This is a genomic window from Evansella halocellulosilytica (assembly GCF_002335745.1).
Classification (GTDB): Bacteria; Bacillota; Bacilli; order Bacillales; family Salisediminibacteriaceae; genus Bacillus_CA; species Bacillus_CA halocellulosilytica.
Window position 1 is genome coordinate 2436154 of sequence record NZ_NIST01000001.1, and the last position, 18004, is coordinate 2454157.

The 18004-nt window shown below is 38.2% G+C and carries 17 protein-coding genes; 9 read left to right on the top strand and 8 right to left on the bottom strand.

Going from position 1 to position 18004, the window contains the following annotated elements:
• Positions 1–60: 60 nt before the first annotated feature.
• Both CD001_RS11535 and pdaA read left to right on the top strand, forming a co-directional pair.
• Positions 61–1575, top strand: coding sequence for a fumarate hydratase (locus CD001_RS11535; protein WP_407081142.1), 1515 nt, complete (start codon positions 61–63; stop codon positions 1573–1575).
• Positions 1576–1775: 200 nt separating this feature from the next.
• Entirely contained in the window at positions 1776–2582 is an 807-nt protein-coding gene (gene pdaA, locus CD001_RS11540; RefSeq protein WP_096190582.1) for a delta-lactam-biosynthetic de-N-acetylase, read from the top strand.
• A gap of 208 nt (positions 2583–2790) precedes the next feature.
• Here pdaA and CD001_RS11545 read toward each other — a convergent pair whose 3' ends face one another.
• Positions 2791–3156, bottom strand: coding sequence for a GAF domain-containing protein (locus CD001_RS11545; RefSeq protein WP_096187882.1), 366 nt, complete (start codon positions 3154–3156; stop codon positions 2791–2793).
• Positions 3157–3387: 231 nt separating this feature from the next.
• Between CD001_RS11545 and CD001_RS11550 the strand changes: the two genes are divergently transcribed.
• The 3 genes from CD001_RS11550 (at position 3388) to CD001_RS11560 (ending at position 6595) form a co-directional block, all read left to right on the top strand.
• Positions 3388–4260, top strand: coding sequence for a DNA-3-methyladenine glycosylase family protein (locus CD001_RS11550; RefSeq protein WP_096187883.1), 873 nt, complete (start codon positions 3388–3390; stop codon positions 4258–4260).
• 70 nt (positions 4261–4330) lie between these two features.
• Entirely contained in the window at positions 4331–5689 is a 1359-nt protein-coding gene (rlmD, locus tag CD001_RS11555; RefSeq protein WP_096190583.1) for a 23S rRNA (uracil(1939)-C(5))-methyltransferase RlmD, read from the top strand.
• Between the two features lie 297 nt (positions 5690–5986).
• Positions 5987–6595 carry a lysozyme inhibitor LprI family protein gene (locus tag CD001_RS11560; protein WP_096187884.1) on the top strand — a complete coding sequence of 203 codons (609 nt, stop codon included), beginning with the start codon at positions 5987–5989 and terminating at the stop codon, positions 6593–6595.
• 655 nt (positions 6596–7250) lie between these two features.
• Here CD001_RS11560 and CD001_RS11570 read toward each other — a convergent pair.
• Entirely contained in the window at positions 7251–7841 is a 591-nt protein-coding gene (locus CD001_RS11570; RefSeq protein ID WP_096187886.1) for an oxidoreductase, read from the bottom strand.
• Positions 7842–7999: 158 nt separating this feature from the next.
• On the opposite strand from CD001_RS11570, the gene CD001_RS11575 reads away from it, so the two are divergent.
• Entirely contained in the window at positions 8000–8437 is a 438-nt protein-coding gene (locus tag CD001_RS11575) for an Lrp/AsnC family transcriptional regulator (RefSeq protein ID WP_096187887.1), read from the top strand.
• A 198-nt stretch (positions 8438–8635) separates the two neighbouring features.
• Here the strand turns inward: CD001_RS11575 and CD001_RS26410 are convergent, their stop codons facing one another.
• Complete coding sequence (locus CD001_RS26410; RefSeq protein ID WP_096187888.1) at positions 8636–8842, bottom strand: hypothetical protein; 207 nt, start codon at positions 8840–8842, stop codon at positions 8636–8638.
• A 543-nt stretch (positions 8843–9385) separates the two neighbouring features.
• On the opposite strand from CD001_RS26410, the gene CD001_RS11585 reads away from it, so the two are divergent.
• Positions 9386–10981 (top strand): IS1182 family transposase, encoded by a 1596-nt coding sequence (locus tag CD001_RS11585; RefSeq protein WP_096187580.1) that lies wholly within the window; start codon positions 9386–9388, stop codon positions 10979–10981.
• Positions 10982–11194: 213 nt separating this feature from the next.
• Here CD001_RS11585 and CD001_RS11590 read toward each other — a convergent pair whose 3' ends face one another.
• On the bottom strand, positions 11195–12397 hold the full coding sequence (locus tag CD001_RS11590) for an endo-1,4-beta-xylanase (protein ID WP_179298712.1): 1203 nt from the start codon (positions 12395–12397) through the stop codon (positions 11195–11197).
• A gap of 526 nt (positions 12398–12923) precedes the next feature.
• Here CD001_RS11590 and CD001_RS11595 point away from each other — a divergent pair.
• Positions 12924–14372 (top strand): phospholipase D-like domain-containing protein, encoded by a 1449-nt coding sequence (locus tag CD001_RS11595; protein ID WP_096187889.1) that lies wholly within the window; start codon positions 12924–12926, stop codon positions 14370–14372.
• Positions 14373–14526: 154 nt separating this feature from the next.
• A complete protein-coding gene (locus tag CD001_RS11600; RefSeq protein ID WP_096187890.1) occupies positions 14527–14967 on the top strand; it encodes a DUF5392 family protein in 441 nt (146 codons plus the stop codon).
• Between the two features lie 67 nt (positions 14968–15034).
• On the opposite strand, the gene CD001_RS11605 is transcribed toward CD001_RS11600, so the two are convergent.
• The 4 genes from CD001_RS11605 to CD001_RS11620 all read right to left on the bottom strand — a co-directional run bounded on the left by CD001_RS11605 (position 15035) and on the right by CD001_RS11620 (position 18001).
• The gene (locus CD001_RS11605) at positions 15035–15637 is read right to left on the bottom strand and encodes a TetR/AcrR family transcriptional regulator (RefSeq protein WP_096187891.1); all 603 of its coding nucleotides are present in this window, start codon (positions 15635–15637) and stop codon (positions 15035–15037) included.
• Between the two features lie 26 nt (positions 15638–15663).
• The gene (locus CD001_RS11610; RefSeq protein ID WP_096187892.1) at positions 15664–16452 is read right to left on the bottom strand and encodes a DNA alkylation repair protein; all 789 of its coding nucleotides are present in this window, start codon (positions 16450–16452) and stop codon (positions 15664–15666) included.
• 3 nt (positions 16453–16455) lie between these two features.
• Positions 16456–16896: a VOC family protein gene (locus CD001_RS11615; protein ID WP_096187893.1), complete on the bottom strand. Its 441-nt coding sequence runs from the start codon at positions 16894–16896 to the stop codon at positions 16456–16458.
• Between the two features lie 136 nt (positions 16897–17032).
• On the bottom strand, positions 17033–18001 hold the full coding sequence (locus tag CD001_RS11620) for a sugar phosphate isomerase/epimerase family protein (RefSeq protein ID WP_096187894.1): 969 nt from the start codon (positions 17999–18001) through the stop codon (positions 17033–17035).
• Positions 18002–18004 lie beyond the last annotated feature (3 nt).

Below are 18004 nucleotides of genomic sequence, written 5' to 3' on the forward strand. Positions count from 1 at the left end.
ATAATATAGATGAATGATAGAAAAGGAGTTGGATGAGTCGTGAAAAATTTTCAACAAAGCATGTATGAATTAGTTGTCGAAACATCGACAAATCTGCCTTATGATGTTCGCCGTGCAATCAAAGAGGCAAAAGAGAGAGAAAATAAAGGGACAAGAGCTGCGCTTTCTTTATCAACAATTACTGAAAATATTGATATGGCAGACGAGCACGTATTACCGATTTGCCAAGACACAGGAATGTTAACATTTGAAATTAAAGTTCCGGTTGGAGCAAATCAAATTAAAATGAAAGAAGCGATCCATAGTGCCATACGTCAAGCAACAAAAGACGGAAAATTACGTCCAAACTCAGTTGATTCACTGACAGGTGAAAACAGTGGCGATAATATCGGTCCAGGAACACCGATTATTCACTTCGAACAGCGGGAAAAAGATTACATAGATGCTCGCCTTATTATTAAAGGGGGTGGCTGTGAAAATAAAAATATTCAATACAGCCTCCCGATGGAAATCGAAGGATTAGGTCGTGCAGGACGTGATCTTGACGGGATTCGTAAATGTGTTCTCCATTCAGTCTATCAAGCTCAAGGTCAAGGGTGCAGTGCCGGATTTATTGGCGTTGGTATAGGCGGAGACCGAATTTCCAGTTACGAGCTTGCAAAAAAACAACTGCTTCGTGATGTAAATGATGAGAACGAGAATGAAAAATTGGCACAACTTGAAGATTATATACTGGAGAAAGCAAATACTCTTGGGATTGGAACGATGGGCTTTGGCGGTGAAGCAACACTTCTTGGATGTAAGGCAGGCTCGATGAACCGCCTTCCAGCAAGCTTTTTCGTCTCTGTTGCTTATAACTGTTGGGCGTTTAGACGTCTAGGTGCGACACTTGATGCTGAAACCGGCAGCATACAAGAGTGGATGTATAAAGATGGAGAAAAAATTACGTTTGCAGATGATAAAAGTGATCAGAAGGACGAAAGTGATGAACGTAAAGAAGTTGTCTTACAAGCTCCTATTACAGAAGAGCAAATTCGCGAATTGAAAGTTGGAGATGTCGTTATCATTAATGGTGATCTTCACACTGGGCGAGATGCCATTCACCACCACTTAATGGACCATGACGCTCCGATTGATTTAGATGGCCAAATTATTTATCACTGTGGGCCGGTCATGTTAAAAGATAAGCAAGGAGAATGGCACGTGAAAGCCGCTGGTCCAACTACGAGTATTCGTGAAGAACCTTATCAAGGGGACATTATGAAGAAGTTCGGGATTCGTGCCGTTATTGGAAAAGGTGGCATGGGACCAAAAACTTTAAAAGCACTTGAAGAACATGGCGGTGTCTATTTAAATGCAATAGGCGGTGCAGCTCAATATTATGCAGACTGTATTAAAAAGGTAGACGGAGTAGACTTAATGGAATTTGGAATTCCTGAAGCGATGTGGCATTTAAAAGTTGAAGGATTTGCAGCCATTGTTACGATGGACTCTCATGGGAATAGCCTTCATGAAGATGTTGATAAAACATCGTTTGAACGTCTAGCAAAACATAAAGAAAAAGTGTTTGCCTAATCAAAGCAAAGCCCAAAAAGATACGTGAAAAGCAGCTTATTGCTACTCACGTATCTTTTTTAGCCTTTCAGCTATCATGAATGAAAAATAACATAGCGATTAAAAATGAAATCCGTACTCACCCGTGTATGAATTAAATTCTTCTTTTTGATAAAAACTACATCATATTGGAGTGATATGATGAAAGGGTGCAAGAAGAATTGAAAAAGTACATCTTATGTATTGTATTAATTTTATTTTGTTTAACTGCTATACAGAGTGAAGCATTAGCTTTAGATAATAAATCATACAATTGGAACTTTAAGCCAGCAAAAAACAATGAGCCCGCTACAACAGAACCATTATATGAAGAGCTCCTGGAAAAATATGGAGGCTTCTACATAGGGGATACTTCAAAAAAAGAACTTTATTTAACGTTTGATAATGGTTATGAAAATGGCTACACCATTAAAGTGTTAGACGTGTTAAAAGAAAAAGAAGTTCCTGCAGCATTTTTTGTGACTGGACACTATCTAGATAAAGAGCGAGATTTAATCCAGAGGATGGTTGACGAAGGTCATATTATTGGTAATCATTCATACCATCATCCGAGTCTGCCGGAAGTTTCTGACGAACGGTTAGAAAGAGAACTGTTAACATTGCAATCTTTGTACGAAGAATTAACAGGTAAAGATGATATGAGATATTTGCGTCCACCACGTGGGACATTTAGTGAAAGAACGCTTGCGAAAACTGCTGATCTTGGCTATATCAATGTGTTTTGGTCTTTTGCTTATATGGACTGGGAAGTAAATAAACAAAGAGGATGGCAATATGCGTACGACTCAATTATGAATCGTGTTCATCCAGGAGCAATTTTGCTGCTCCATTCAGTTTCAAGTGATAATGCCAATGCCTTAGGAAAAGTGATTGATGACCTGAGAGAACAAGGGTATGAATTTAAAAGTTTGGATGAATTAGTTTTGAAAAAAGAATTTGAATCATATATCCAAAATCAATCATCGTAAAGTACGATTAAAATATCCTCTTACCAAAAAAAGAAGCTGTCTCAATCCTCCATGGATTAAAACTTAAATAAGATAAAGCGAGTTGGAATTTTTCATTAAACATATCCCCGCTCGTTTTTCTATGCTATTTCGAATTCTATTAGATTATAAAATGAAAGAAAGGGTGTCCTCAAAATACTTTTGAGTTACACCCCTCCATCACTTTTGGTTAATTTGCGAAGCTCGTTTCACCAATAGCCTGTGCGATCGTTTCTAATGTAGAAACATCCGTAACATCAAAAGCGATAGCTTCTTTTGTACGTACGATTAAAGTTCCTAATTGTTCTTCATCAGACGTTTTAATTGGGAATTTCAATTCACTGTTTGATTCCCAGCGAAGATCATCTTCTTTGTTGGAAGCAGCCATCAATTTTACACTTGAATCTTCTTCGTAAAAATAAATGCCAGCCCAATCAATATAAGGAACGGTTTCTTCAAGTGTGTTTACGGTCTTTTGTAAGATCTCTGACAAGCTTTTCTTTTTATACACATCAGCCATAATGTGTATAGATGCTACATCTGTTGCGAATGACACGACTAATCTCTCCCTTTAGAAAAATTGTTCAAAAAGAGATGGACAAAAATGGAAAAATGATCGAGGATCACTTCTTATTAACAAGCCCTTAATTGCCTCGCTTTTTGAAACACGATCTATAATATCTTTTCACTCGTCTATTCTATCAAACGTTCACTCGCTAGCGGCCTTCCAAGTTAAGGAAAGCCTAATGATATGTTATGATAAGATACGAAGGAAGGCGGTGTGACGATGGATCGACAATTAGAAGTGTCAGGCCCATACAATTTTAACCAAGCATTGATTCGATTATCTTTAGACCCATTGAATGATATTGACAGGGACAACATGCAAATAAAAGTCCCAATGTATGTGAATAGTGAACGAATTGTCGTTACGGTTAGGAGCGTGGGTACGTTTGAACAGCCTTGTTTTCACATAAAAACGAATGATATTGTTGATGAAGGAAAAGTGATTCACAGGCTGAATGAAATATTTCATTGGGATATTCCGCTAGAAAAAATATGTGAATATTTTCAAACGACAGAACTTGCCAGTCTGTTTTCAACATTACGTGGCACACCGTTTGTCTGTGATTTTCAATTATACGGTTGTTTAATGAAAACGATCATTCATCAACAGTTGAATATGGCATTTGCTATTACATTAACGGAACGATTCGTCAAAGCTTTCGGTGAAGAATTAGATGGTGTATGGTTTTATCCAACACCGGGAAAAGTCAGTACACTGAATGTAGCTGATTTACGTGAAATGCAATTTAGTCAGCGAAAAGCAGAATATGTCATTGATACATCAAAATTGATTGCAGACGGTCAGCTAAATTTAAATGAATTGCGAGCACTTTCGGACGAAGAAGTAATTCAAAAGCTTGTAGCCATTCGCGGCATTGGTAAATGGACGGCTGAGAATTTTCTTATGTTCGGCCTTGGGAGGCTTGATTTATTTCCAGCCCAAGATATCGGTATACAAAACGCTATGAAAAAGTATTATAAACGTAGTGAAAAACCTCCACTAGAAGAAATGCTCGAGAAGTCTGAAGCGTGGAAGCCGTATCGTACATATGCATCCTTGTATTTATGGGAGAGTATTGAAGCAGTAGAGTAAGATCGGAGTGGAAAATGTGAGAAATAATAAACAGGCTTTGAAAAAGCCGACGAAAGTAAAAAAAGCATCGATGCATAAAGGACAACAATTCCCGTTAACAATCAAAAGAATGGGGATTGACGGAGAAGGAGTTGGTTTTTACAAACGAAACGTCGTTTTTGTACCTGGTGCGATTCCTGGAGAAGTAATCGTTTGCGAAGTTACGAAAGTTCACGAAAAATATGCGACTGGAAAAATTGTCAAACTAAGAACCCCTTCTAAAGATCGTAAAGAAGCTCCTTGTCCAGTATATTGGGAATGTGGCGGATGCCAGCTTCAGCATATGTCCTATGAAGCACAGCTCCGCGAAAAAAAAGATGTTGTACGCCAAGCATTTGAACGCTATACGAAGCTTCATTTAGATGCCGTGGACTTTCACGATACGATCGGGATGGACGAGCCGTGGCGTTATCGTAACAAAAGCCAAATGAGAGTTGGCGAACGCGATGGGAAAGTGATTGCTGGTCTTTACAGCACAAACAGTCATAAGCTCATCGATGTACCTGGCTGTATCGTACAACATCCAAAAACAGATGAGATAACCCAAGTCGTAAAAACGTTAGTCGCTGACTTGCGTATCCCCGTTTACGATGAGAGAAGCAAGGGTGGGGTCATAAGAACAGTTGTCACGAGAATAGGCTTTGAAACAGGCCAATATCAAGTCGTATTAGTAACAGCAAAAGAGAATTTTACGAAACGCGATTTACTCGTTGAACGAATAAAGGAAGAGCTGCCGGATGTCACTTCGATCGTTCAAAATGTAAATCCTAAAAAGACATCTCTCATTTTCGGCGATCAAACCTATGTTTTATACGGAAAAGAGAAGATTGAAGAAAAGCTTGGAGATTTGTCTTTTCATTTATCAGCGAGAGCGTTTTTCCAGCTAAATCCGATTCAAACGAAAAAGCTTTATGATGCAGCAAAAAAAGTAGCTGCATTGACCGGAAAAGAAAAAGTTGTGGATGCCTATTGTGGTGTCGGAACGATCGGTTTATGGCTTGCTGATAAAGCAGCTGAGTTACGTGGGATGGATGTAATTGATGAGTCGATTAAAGATGCTAGGAAAAATGCGAAAAATCATGGCATTGATCATGCCCTTTATGTAACAGGGAAAGCAGAAACGTGGCTTCCAAAGTGGGAGAAAATCGGCTGGGTTCCCGATGTTGTCGTCGTTGATCCACCGCGAACAGGGCTGGATCGCTCATTAATCGAAACTTTCCTGCGAACGAAACCGAAGCGAATTGTTTATGTCTCTTGTAACCCTTCAACGTTAGCGAAAAATGTCAACGATTTGACAAATGGCGGCTATAAGCTTAAATCGTTGCAGCCAGTTGATATGTTCCCACAAGCAGGGCAGGTTGAATGTGTGGCGGAGTTGGTATTAAAATAATTGCTTTGTTAAAGTCTATTGTTGATTTCTCGTCACTACTGGCGAACGCTTGCCACGGGCACCGCTTCAGCCTCTTCGTCGCAAAAACGCTCCTGTGGGGTCTTCAGCTGGCGCTATTCCCGTTGGCGTCGTCGCCTTCTGTTCCTCAAAATCATTCATAAACAACAACGAACTTTAACACGTAGCCAAAAATAAAGCAGGTTTCCGATAAGGAAACATTGCTAGTTTAGTAAAAGAATTATGAGTCATTTTGGTAAAACTACATAAGGGATTTTAATACAGTGGGAGAGTTATATTATGAAAAACAATAGCGAAACTTTAATGGTAATGTTTTCTATAGTATTTGTAATTTTATTAGCAGCTTGTGAAAACTCATCTCAAAATGCAAATGACGATTCTTCTAATGTAGAATCTACAGAAAATGCTTTAAACACAGACAATGTTGATACAGACACCATAAACGCAGACAACAACGATACAAACGAAAAAGTGGATACATCAAACAATGTACCTAAAAAAGATGAAGAACCATCTACCAATAATACTGAAGCGAGGTTCAAAGGTGAGTACCTGAAAAAATTAATTGGTACTAAAAAAGAAACGGAGGAATTGGAAGCAGTAGATTCATCGACATACGCTTTGAAAAAAGTGGAGAACGATAGATGGGATATTTGGGATGAATTGTTGAATGAAATATACGGAGCATTAGACGAGCAACTGTCACCAGAAGAAATGGACCTATTAAGGAAAGAACAGCGGAATTGGTTAAAATATAGAGATGATAGTGCATTGGAAGCGTCGCTAAAATATGAAGGCGGTACGCAGGAACATTTAGAATATGTGACTGTGCTAGCAAATCTTACAGAGGAAAGATGTTATGAATTAGTAGAGGGTTATATGAAATAATATTTCTTCATTGATCAATCAACTTTTAAGAACACTAAAGATAATTACTAGTATGGTGAATTTTTTTACTTAAAGAAGAAAGGGGGTTATTCGACGGTATTTTATGATGAGGGGGCTGAATCAAAAGGCGATTGAAGACGCCATCGCGTTCAATATCGAATCCCTGAAACGAAAAGATGACACATTTCCACACGAACGTATCTTCCGAAAAGGCCTAGAAGAAGTCGCTCAACAAGTCGAACAGGAACTCAAGGCACAGGACGATGCCATCGAAGCTGCCGACACCGTCGATGAAACACGGACGAACACTCTACGCGCGTCGAAAAACGGACGTGGCGAGTGTATTTGGTCATGTCAAACAGAACCTTGACTTCCAGCGATTCCACCTGCGGAGGCTGAAAAAAGTCCACGTTGAGTTCGGTTAGGTAGCCCTAGCTCATAACATATGAAAGGTGGCGGCGGGGAAACGCCACCAAAAGAAACAAGTAGCATAAACAAGATCAAAAAAATACTATGGTCACTATCTCGATGGATGGCGTCCATGGTATTTTACGCAAAGGGCTTTTCTTTTGCCTACATTGAATAGGCTAGATTTTTTAATAATAAGGTACTAAAAAAGCAAAAATATAGATGTTTTTACTAAAAAAAGATGTTTCTAATTTAAGTATTTTAAATCAATTGCTGCTTGATAGGGTTTAATAGGAATTCCTTCTTTAATTTTCTGAACGAAATCAGGATTAGCAAGTAGAGGACGTCCAAAGGCAGCAAGGTCAATTGTACCATTTTTAATCGCCTCAGAAGCAATATCTGTATTTAAATTTCCCACCCCAATAATAATCCCATCCCAATGTTTCCTCACAAGTTGATGAAAAGTCATGCCATTAGCCATTTTTTCAATGAAATTATTTGTTGAGGGGTGTATAATTTCGATTCCTGATTCTTTAAACACTTGAATAAAAGCCCTTATATTCTCTTCAGTTACGTTTCTCCATGCATCTACTTGGCTAGTTGTGTACAGCCCAGGAACACCAAAAGTTCCTCTACCTCTAAGTGAAGGATTAATACCTTCTGTAATAATCAAACCAATACCATCTTTGGCTCTTCTGCGATAGTAGGTGACAATATCATTATCAACAGTGCCTGTATTGTTATTTGCAAAACTCCTCGTCATTGGAGCCATTACAATTTTCGATTTCAAGTACCAGTTACCGATATTAATTGGATTTAATAGCTCATTTTTTTTCATGTTGTCTTAACTCCTTTTATAAAAGTATTAACTTCGTAAATAATTTTATATAATAAAAAGAAGTAATTATATAAAGAAAAACAGTTAATATGTTGGTATTAGTTTGAAATTTATTTTGTTTTAAGAATTTTACTTATAAATTAAAGGTGGGAACCAATGTGGATAAATTAGATAAAGAAATTCTTTTGGTATTACAGGAGAAAGGTCGAATATCGATGACGGAACTAGGAAAAGAGGTTGCTCTTTCTCAACCAGCAGTCACCGAAAGAGTGCGAAGAATGGAAGAAAAGGGAATTATTGACCATTATCGGGCTATTGTGAGGGCAGAAAAAATAAACAAACCTATAACAGCTTTTCTGTTATTCCATACTAAAAACTGTCAAAAATTTGTGGACTTTTGTAATAAATCTACTGAAGTAGTTGAATTGCATAGAATAAGCGGGCAATATAACTTTTTGGTAAAAATAGTAGCTGAGACACTTCATTCGCTAGAGATTGCAATTAACGGGATGGGAATCTTCGGAGATTCAACTACATTAATAGTCCTATCATCGCCAATAGAAAATAATAAATTGATACCAATAATAAATAATTAAGAAGACACTACGAATACAAACGAAGTGCAGTACGAGTAGATGTCGCACTTGTGCTCTGGATTGTAAGCGAGGGTTTTTTTAATAATCAAACCCAATACAAAATTCCTTTTAAATAAAATATGTGGCTGGGACAAAACAGTATCAAATTAAGTAAAAAACGGTGTCCATTATCGCTTTTCGATAGTTGGCACCGTTTTGTTATTTAAAATAGGTTGATGAAACTGTCGGGCGGTGTACTTTCTCAAGTTCACCGACATTAGGGCAAATCCTATTTCGAACCTGTTCTTTGCCTCTCACCGACATTCGGGTGAAATGCAAATTAGCCTTCAGAAATCCGAAGACAGGAAGTTTATGGAATAGGTCCATCGGCATAACCACTTGATTCATGTTATAATCTTTAATCATAAGGATACCTCCGATTCTGTTATGTTGTGGTGATTTAACTTTATCAGAAGGTATCCTTTTTGTGTACATATTCTTTGATTGTTCAAAAATCATGAGACGCCTGCGGGAAAAGCAAGAGCTTTCTCTTGTGCGACGAGTAACCGCAGGAGCAGAAGATCCGCCGGGGCGTTTTACCCCGGCTAGCTGAAGCCTTGCCCGTGGCAAGCGAGTGTACTTTTGAACAATCAACCATTAGAATGCTGAATACAATAAGAGGGTGTCCCAAAAGCCTAGCTTTCGGTGACACCCTCTTTGTTTTAACTAATTAATTGAAGTAAATGTAATAGGTTCGCTCGAATCGCTCTAGGCGGACGCTTTCCGCGGGCAACACTTCAGCCTCCTTGGGAAAACCACCCTGCGGGGTCTTCAGCTGTTGCTTTTCCCGCTGGAGTCGCCGCCTGCCACTCTTTCGAGCTTTTTTAATAAAATTGAAAAATAAAGAAATCGCCCCATTTGGTATAATTAAAGCACCACACCAAAACCATACCAGGAGGCGATTTCTTTATGAAACATAATCATATTTCTTTCCAAGATTATAACATGGATCAGCTATACTTACCAATGGATCTTGAAATAGAAATTCCTGTCCATCACGTTTGCCGCATTGTCAATCAAGCCGTCGAAGAACTGGATGAATCTATTCTCTATCAATGTTACGATGGCGGCGGCCGTCCTCCTTACCATCCCAAAATGATGTTAAAGATTATCCTTTATGCCTATACACAGAAAATCTATTCCTCCAGACAAATCGCAAAACAACTTAATGAAAACATCTATTTTATGTGGCTTGCCCGTCATCAAAAGCCTGATTTTCGCACGATCAACCGTTTTCGCTCCGAGAAGATGAAAGATATTATTTATGAAGTTTTCTTTTCCATAGTTGATCTCCTTCGGAATCACGGCCTCGTAAAGTTAGAAGATTACTTCCTTGATGGCACCAAAGTAGAAGCTAATGCCAATAAATATACGTTCGTCTGGCGAAAAGCCACAGAGCGCTACGACAGTCAGCTCAACGAAAAGTACCACACCATTATGCAGGGCATTGAAAAGGTGACCAAGCAAGACGAGGAACACGCAGGAGAGTTGGACGAGCAAGAGAAACTGGAGGCTGATCCAATTACTTCAGAGGATATCAAAGAGTCTATTAACCATCTCGAAAAGAAACTGGTTGATGAACCAAAAAACCGTGAGGTTAAAAAAGCGAAGCGCCAGCTTGAGAAGGACCTTCTTCCGCGAAAAGAAAAATATGAAAAACAAAAAGAGATTCTGGCGGGGCGAAACAGCTATTCTAAAACGGATACGGATGCCAGCTTTATGAGAATGAAAGACGACCATATGCGTAATGGCCAACTCAAGCCAGGTTACAACATTCAGACAGGAACCGAAAACCAGTTTATTACCGGGTTTAGTCTTCATCAGCGTGCCGGTGATCCTGGTTGCCTAAAACCCCATTTTGAACTTTTAGAGAAATACGGACGACCACTGCCGGAGCATCTGATAGCCGACTCAGGATACGGTAGCGAGGAAAATTACTCCTTTTGTGAAGAGAAGCAAATGGAAGCTTTTGTGAAATACAGTACGCTTGATAAAGAACAGACTAAAAAGTTCAAAAATCAGGTTGGACGGGTGGAAAATCTCCAATATGATGAGGATGAAGATGAGTGGATATGCGCCAATAATAAGCGTCTCACGTTTCAGTACAAGGCAAATCGCCAAACTGAAAACGGTTATACAACTATCAAGCGTGTTTACCGGTGCGTGGATTGTCACGGCTGCCCTTTCCAGGAAGTATGTGCTAAAGGAAATGACACCAAGACCATCAGTGTTTCCATGAAAAATCAGGAGCAGCGAAGACAGGTTCGTGATCGACTGAACACGGAAACTGGCAGTCAGCTTTATCGGCAGAGAAAGTGTGACGTAGAGCCTGTTTTTGGACAAATAAAATATAACCGGGGCTTTGATCGGTTCCATCTGAGAGGCCTTTCCAAAACTACGCTGGAATGGGGTCTTCTTTGTATTGCCCATAACTTTCTAAAATGGGAAAGACATTATAAATTCAAAGAACAAAAAGAAAAAAAGAGAGAGCAGATGGCAGGATAACAGGCCACCTGTCCTCTAAAACAATAAAAAATCAAACGAAATAGAAAAGAGACCGTCCACTAAAGGTCGCTATTCAGCGACCTTTTGGGACAGCCTCACTCTATACTGGGTTTTGTCCCAGCCTCTACTTGTTATTCTTCGATACCTTTCCATTCAAGCACTTTTTTCACATACATAGTGCTGTCTAATAACTTCAATTTTGTGGAAGAGGCATTATTCAATAATTCTCCAAAAAGCAGGTTTTACTCTGTAATTGTGGTCAAAGACAAATGGTGCATCGATTCGCTCACCATCGTTATGTTCTGTTGCACGATCATCGAGCCACGTATGGTTATCAGCAATTCCCCAGAATGTGACACTGCTTATATCAGCACCTAGTTCCTCGTATAATTCGAATAACTGTTCATAACGATCGGCTTGAGCTTGAATATCGCTTTCTTCGATGTCCTCATACGTTTCATAAGCTGGTGTTGGAGGCCATCCATATAAACTAACATCAAGCTCGGTTACTTGATTATCTAATCCTAAGTCCGTAAATAAGTTAAAAGACTCTTCTATTTCTTCAATTGAAGGCCAATCAATTTGGATATGTGCTTGATGGCCAACACCATCAATGGGTACTCCTTGTTCTAATAAGTCAGTTACAAGGTTATAAAGGTGATCTCTTTTCGGTTGTACTTCTGTGTTGTAATCGTTAATATAAAGTTTCGCATCATCTCCAGCATATTTCCTTGCTGTTTCAAATGCGACTTTAATGTATTCGTCACCAGTGATTTGATACCATATTGATTCACGCAATCCTCTTTCATTAGGCGTTCCATCGTCAATGACTTCATTCACTACATCCCATGACGTGACATCATCTTTATATCGTTGTACGACGGTTTTAATATGAGTTTCGAGCCGTTCTAATAAAAGCTCTTTATTGCTCTCCCTTTTTTCTGGGTCTGTTTCATCTACCATTGGATTTCCTTCTTCATCAATAAAGAACCATTCTGGTACTTGATTATGCCAAACGAGTGTATGGAAACGCAGCTCCATATCATGCTTACGGGCAAAATCGACAATTCGATCTGCTCCTTCCCAGTTCCATTCACCTTCTTCAGGCTGAAGTGAAATAGGCTTCATTGCATTTTCTGCCACGAGGCTATTGTAATGATGTTTCAAGATTTTACCTTGTCTTCCGTTTAATTGATACGGCTCAACAGCAGCTCCGATATCGAAAGACTGTTCATAACGGTCAGCAAGAGATGCTACTTGCCAAGCAAAAGGTGCAACATTGCCATTCCCTTTTTCATTTTCACCAAAAACTCCTGATTTAGGTGGTCCTCCTTGAGCAGAGGCACTGCCGATCATTCCAACTAATAGAGATAGTGCAAGGCTTGTAACAATAATCTTTTTAAAAGATTTAAGCATATCAAATTCCTCCTTTTATAAAAATAATAGATTTCATAAAAATGTGGTGTAGCGACCTAAATGAACCCTCCTTTCATTAAATTTATTAATGTTCAGCTAAAAGAAAGGGCTTACATAAAACTTCAAAGAAGGGAGGTTGTCTATTACCTCCATGTTAAATTATAGCAACAGGTCACTTAGTTAGTACAGTGTACAAACTAAGTTTTTGGAAAATAGTCTGAAAGTTGTGTTAATTTTGTATACCTATTGTTTAAAAAACATTTTAAAGGGAGGATACTGTACTAAAGTCCTTATTGAATAGTTTGGGAAAAGCAATTTCTCCTAGTTGCTTTGTGGGAGAAAAGCGGTGATCCATTTGTTTACTTAAAAATAGTTGCTATGTCTCTCCACCGTCGGGTTAATGTACAGTTTATAAAAGTATGATTATCTTTACATATTCATCATTTGTACATATTAGCATTATATAATTGAAAGTAGAAGTGGTTCTGATGTGTGACAAACAATGTAAGCAAGTGGTGATGATGACATGAGAAAGGCAAATAGGATGATGAAAGTGATTATCGGAATCGTAATCGCTTATGCTTTATATGCTTTTATTTTTGGCGTACTCCTTTTTAATTTTCATCAACCTTCAATTAGTTCAGAAGAAAAGCAAAATGAACGCTTATACGAAGAGCGCTCTTCTACAGATCGAGTGGTGTTAATAGAAGATCGAATGGATGCAGCAATCGCACGAATTAACCTTATTGAGAATGCTGAAACATCACTGGATATCGCGTATTATACGACGCACTCTGGAAAAGCGAGTGATGTCTTTTTTGCCAGCATTATTGATGCTGCTGATCGAGGTGTTCAAGTTCGGGTGCTGCTTGACGGGTTATTCCATAATTTGAGAGGGGAAAACCGGGATATTATTTCTGCTTTCGCCTTTCATCCGAATGTAGAATTGAAATTATATGAACCTTTAGATGTATTACGACCTTGGAGCTGGAACAATAGACTTCACGATAAAATGATGATTGTTGATCATGATTTAGCGATCATTGGGGGAAGAAATATCGGAGACAGTTACTTTGCATCTGAAGGTTATGATGGGGCTAAAAATGATCGTGATGTCATCATTGTTAATGCTAATGAAAAGAAAAAGGATACTGTCATTCATGACATGCATCAATATTTCCAGCACGTTTGGAGTCATAATTATTCAAAAAGGCCAAAGATGTTGGAGACGAATCGTCAGTTGAACAGGGGTGAAAAAGCAACATCAGAACTAAGAACGTTTCTTGAACAGTATCAAATGAACAACAATGAACTGTTTCAGCAAGATATCAACTGGTTGGACGAATCGATCCCAACGAATAGAGTTTCGTTTATCCATAATCCGATTGAACGCTTAAATAAAGAGCCTATCGTTTGGGGAGAAGTTGTTAACCTAATAGAAAGTGCAGAAAAATCAATTGTTTTACAAAGTCCATATATTATTCCGACTCCTAAGATGATGCAGTACATGAATAAAGAAAACGTATCTGCTGAAGATATTGTGATGATAACGAATTCTTTAGCTGCTTCTCCAAATGTTATTGCACAATCAGGTTATACGATTCATCGGGAGGACATCGCAAATTCAAATGTGAAACTATATGAATTTCAAGGTCCGGCAGAATCATTGCATACGAAAACATTCATTTTTGATGACAGAATAAGCGTTATTGGTACATTTAATTTCGATTCAAGAAGTACTTTTCTTAATACTGAATCAGTCGTCGTTATTGATAGCGAGGAGTTTGCAGCAAAGGTAAATAGTGAAATAGATGAAGTCCTCGAAAGAGGTAGCTTGCTAGTAGACGGTGACGGGTCATACTATCAAAATCCGTATGTAATAGAAGCAGAGGTCTCTCGTATAAAGGAATGGATAACATCAGGTTTATCCTTCTTTACGCGATATTTTCAACATTTATTATTAATAAAATTTTAACGTTTATATTCATATTTAGTTCATATTTCTTTTATATAATATAAGAGACCATCGTTGTCAAAGGGAAGAAACGATGGGGGAAATTATCTTTTATCTTCTAGATCTTTTTTTTAAAAGGTGCAGTTTGTTTTATAAAATGAAGGAGTGATTATTAATGCTGCCTTTAAAACTTGATCATTTATCATCTTATACAAAGAAAGAGGTCGAAAAACTCCAAACTGACCTTGCCCCATTAGTGAAAAGAAGTGCGATATTAACGTTTATTTCCTTTTCGATGCTGTCAATCGCGATCGTTAATCTGTTTCTTTTTATCTTTGGGATGGGGAACAATGATTTTGTAATTATTTTTGCATTTTCTTTATTAGGAGCATTAGGTATGGCTTTATATAAAGAAACGATCTATAAAAATAAAGAAATTCAGACAACGAGCATTGAATATATCAAAAAGAGAATGGTGAAAAGTACATTAGTACCAGAGGATACGAAGGATCAGTATATTGAAAAGGTTAATAAAGATCCGATGACAGCCTTTCAAACGTTTTGCGATTTTTTAAGTAAAGAGGAACGAATCAGAAGAGTCGAAGATTCAAACTGACTGTGAGCAATAAGCAACATTGTTAAAAGGCAGGAAGCGATATGATGACGTTTCCTGCCTTCCGCTATCATTCAAAATCAATATTTTCTTTACTGAAGCCTTTAAGCATAAGCTCGATGATAACCATCGTTTCTTCAATTAATTGTTCGTTGTTAGGTTCTTTCGCTATCCATAAAACAGCTTCATTCATTGCCCCAGATAGTGAATGGACCATGGCATCGATGGATACTTCTTTCAAGTGGCCTTGTTCCTTCATGAATTCCAACTGTTCACGTAATAACCTCATTGAGTTTTGCTCATCCAATAACCGCCAATTTTCCAAACCTAAAACAGCCGGACCATCTATAAGTAAAATTTGCACGTTTTGAGATTGGACTGCCGAAGTGATAAAGGCACGGCAGCCATACTCTAGCTGCTTCCAAACATCATCGCTTTGTGAGGCATCCTTTTCAATGCGGTCGGCTATTTCTTTTTGAACATTGTCAAGGACCTTATAAAACAGTCCTTTTTTATTACGAAAATGATGGTAAACTGCACCTCTAGTGAGCTCTGCCTCATGAACAATTTCTTCCAACGATGTATTGGCATAACCCTTATCAGTAAAATGGTTCTGAGCAATTTTTAAAAGTTTACGTATCGTTTTTTCTGTCTCTGCTTTATTTTTCTTCATATACGTTCAATCTCCAGTTCATACAGTTACGATTTGTTAACTTTGTTTAATAATTGTAACGCAGCATCATCGTTTACTTTTACAAGGGATCGTAATGCATGCATCATCATCCACTTCGTATGTTTGCCTCCATTATTTAAGTGTTCTTCGAGCCAAGCTAACGTTTCCGTCCGATAATCTTTAGTTAAATCGTTCAAGTGGTTCGCGACAGATTTTCGAACGTAGAAAGAATCGTCGTTTAATAAAGGTTCAAGTAGTAAGAGGTTATTTTCTATACGATTGTTTAATAAATTGATTCGTTTCGCCCACGGAAGACGGGGACGTGACCCTTCGCTTACTAGCCTACGAACATGAACATTATCGTCATGAACCCACTTGTTTAAAAGTATGAGGCATTCATCTGGGTAATGGACTAAATAAGGACGAATCGTATATTCAGACGTGTGACGTTTAGTAATATCGTACAAAGCACTCATCGAAAGATCAAGATGTTCAAGTCCGTATTTTTCTACAAAGTACGCGACAGGCATAAGAAAATATCCGTTTGTAAACATCCCTTGTTCAGATTTATTTTCAGGACCTAATATGTGTAAAAGGATGTTTAATGCTTCTGGGTAATCATCGGGCAATGATTCTTTTAATTTCTCGGCAATGACTGCAACTCTTCCTTTAAGTTCTAAGTCTGGTGTCTGTTTTTCAACGAAGTAACAAAATTGGTCTGCAGGAAAATCAGTGTAGTGTGGCATGATTAAGTCGGCGATACGTTCTGCTAACTCAACTCCGAAATAGTCTTTTAATGCAATCGTTTTTGTCATTATTTAATCTCCATTAGTTGACCAAGTATTTTCCGTATACTGATGGATAAACTCCTCAGAAGGTGGAATGACTTTTATCATATCAATCAAGATACCATTCGGGTCACTCGTAATAAAATGTCTTTGGCCAAAATCTTCATTTTTCAACGGAAGGTGCAATGGAAGGTTTTCTTTCACTATTAGACGTTCGTATTCTGAATCAACATCGTCTACTTCGAAGTTGAGGATAAGTCCTTGAACTGAGTTACGGAAGCTGTCAGGGAGAGTAGAGTGAGTCCGGTCTAAAATGGCAAATTCATAAGTCTGTTTCTCGTTCTCTAAAATCATGCTGACGTACCAATCAGATTCAAAAACTGCTTTAAAACAAAAATAATCTTTGTAAAACTTCGAGCTTTCACTTACATTGTCCGATAGAATGACTGGATAAAAGCTATTCGTTACCATAAAATCACTCCTAATTAGTAAATTGTAATATTAGATTAACATACATACTGTATGTATGTAAAGTGAGGTAACGAAAAGACAGCCCAACAATTATTTAGGACTGTCCTCTTTATACGTGCATGTTCTAATCGTGATCTTAAGCCCACCACATATTACTAACGGATTCTTTTGCGATTACAGGATTAAGATTTTCGACTGCTTTTGTGAATCCCTCTTCAATTGACATGAGGCCATCTTCGTGTTCGATACTGACAACATCATCATAACCATAAAGACGCAATGTACTGATAATGTCAGCCCATACTTTTTGATCGTGACCAAAGCCGACTGTTCGGAAATACCATGCACGCTCTTGCATATTTGTATATGGTGTCATATCAGTTAATCCGTTACGATTCATGTTAGGCTGATCAATAATCGTATCTTTCGCATGAAAATGATGAATCGCATGCTCACGTCCTAAAATTTTTATCGCTTCAACGGGATCAATGCCTTGCCACCACATGTGGCTCGGATCTAGGTTTGCACCAATGGCTTGGCCGCATTCTTTTCTTAGACGAAGTAAATTAGCAGGTGTATGAACAGAAAATCCCCCATGTAGTTCAAGACCAATTTTTACATTAAGCTTATCTGCAAAAGCAGCTTTCTCTTTCCAATATGGAATCACTTTCTCTTCCCACTGCCACTTTAACATTTCTTGAAAATCATTTGGCCAAGGGGAGACTGGCCAGTTTGGATACTTGGCATTTTCATGATCTCCAGGACAACCGGAAAAAGTATTGACTACAGGGACGTTAAGTTTATTAGCTAGTCGGACCGTTTTTTCGAATAATAAATCAGCTGCTTCTGCAATGTGTTTTTGTGGATGAAGGGGATTGGAATGACAGCTTAATGCACTAATAATTAAACCTCTGCTTGATATTTCATGTAAAAATGCTGTTTGTTTTTGTTCATCCTCTAATAGCTCGTCGACTTTACAATGAGCATCTCCAGGATATCCGCCTGTGCCTAACTCAATCGCTTCAATTCCGCTAAACAATACAGAATCTAACATATCTTTGAAACTTTTATCAGAAAATAAAACCGTAAAAACACCTAACTTCATACA